This window comes from Mesorhizobium sp. M7A.F.Ca.US.014.04.1.1 (genome assembly GCF_003998745.1).
Classification (GTDB): Bacteria; Pseudomonadota; Alphaproteobacteria; order Rhizobiales; family Rhizobiaceae; genus Mesorhizobium; species Mesorhizobium ciceri.
Genome location: NZ_RZRW01000876.1, coordinates 1 through 1,722, shown reverse-complemented (window position 1 = coordinate 1,722; position 1,722 = coordinate 1). Strand labels below are relative to the sequence as shown.

Here is a 1,722-nt window from a genome sequence, read left to right as displayed (position 1 = left end):
CTCCGGGAAGCTGGTGCAAGCTCGTACGATCATTGATGAAATGGTCGCCGGACATGTCGGAAAACTCGCCGAGGGCCGCAACATTCTGTCGCGCGCTTTGGAAGCCGATCTCGGAAAACTGTCCGACAGCCGCGCCGACATCGACGGTCTGGTCGCCGGTCAGGTGGAAAAAATCGCCGAAGGCCGCGCCGTGCTCGCCAAGGCGTTGGAAAACGACATCGTCGGCATCAAGAGCCTCATCGAAACCCATTCCGCCAAACTGGCGGAAGACCGCACGCAGCTTTCCCATTCGCTCGACAATGATCTGTCCGGCATACGCGGCCTGATCGAAAGCCATTCGGGACGGTTGGCCGAGGACCGCAGCCTGCTGTCGCAGACCCTTGAAGCCGACCTTGCCAAGCTGGCCGAAAGCCGTTCGAGCATCGACGGTCTGGTCGCCGGTCAGGTCGAGAAGCTGGCGGAAGGCCGCGACATTCTCAAGCGCGCGCTGGAATCCGACCTGAACACGATCAAGGGCGTTATCTCAAGCCAGTCGGAAAAGCTGGCCGAGGATCGCGGTCAGCTTTCCCGGGTCCTGGAAGCCGACCTGCAGAATGTGAACAGCGTCATCGCCGATCACATGAACAAGCTTGTCCAAGACCGCTCCGCCCTGTCCAGGGCCCTTGAGGACGACCTCGCCAAGCTGGCCGACAGCCGTTCCAGCATCGACGGGTTGGTTGCGGGTCAGGTCGAGAAGTTGTCCGAGGGCCGAGATATCCTGCGGCGCGCTCTGGAATCCGACCTCAACGCGATCAAGGGGACCATTGCCGACCAGTCGCAGAAACTGGTCGATGACCGGGCACAGTTCGCCCGGGCACTCGAGGCTGACCTCGAAAGCGTCAATGGCTTGGTCAACAGCCATTCCGAAAGGCTCGTCCAGGATCGTTCGACGCTGTCGAAAGCGCTTGAAGCCGACCTCGAAAACGTCGGTGGCCTCGTTAACAGCCACGCGGAAAGGCTTGTCCAGGAGCGCTCGACCCTGTCCAAGGCGCTCGAGGACGATCTTGCCAAACTGGCCGAGAGCCGCTCAAGCATCGACGGTCTGGTCGCCGGCCAGGTCGAGAAACTCGCCGAAGGTCGCGATGTTCTCAAGCGCGCGCTGGAAGCCGATCTCGCCAAGCTGGCCGAAAGCCGCTCCAGCATCGACGGTCTGGTTGCCGGCCAGGTCGAGAAGCTGGCCGAGGGCCGCGACATTCTCAAACGCGCCCTCGAAGCCGACCTGCAGAAGCTGACCGAAAGCCGCAGCGACATCGACGACGTCATCGCCGGACATGTCGGCAAGCTGTCCGAAGGCCGCAATATGTTGACCCGCGCGCTGGAAGACGATCTCGGCAAGCTCGCCGAGACCCGCAAGGACGTTGACCGCTCGCTGTCGGGCCATATCGACCAGATCGCTGCCAGAAGCACCGGCATTTCCGACGCGATCGCTGCCGATGTCGAGAAGATCGAGCAGGCGTTCAGTCGCCAGACCGGCATCATCGAGGAGCGCGCCGGCACCATGGAACGTGCGCTCTCGACAGGCGTCGACAACGTCCGCGCCGTGCTCGAGAAGAGCGCCGTGTTTGTCGCCGGCGCCCTGCGCGAAAAGGTGCTGGAAGTCACCAGCACCCTGCACGAGCAGGCCGGTGCCGCGTTCAGCGACGCCGACCGCAAGATCGCCGAGCGCGCCGAGCAGACCTCCGC

At 63.1% G+C, this 1,722-nt stretch carries 1 pseudogene; it reads left to right on the top strand.

What is annotated here, in order from left to right:
• Positions 1–1,722 (top strand): annotated as a pseudogene (locus tag EOA22_RS32600) (kinesin); the annotation flags it as partial.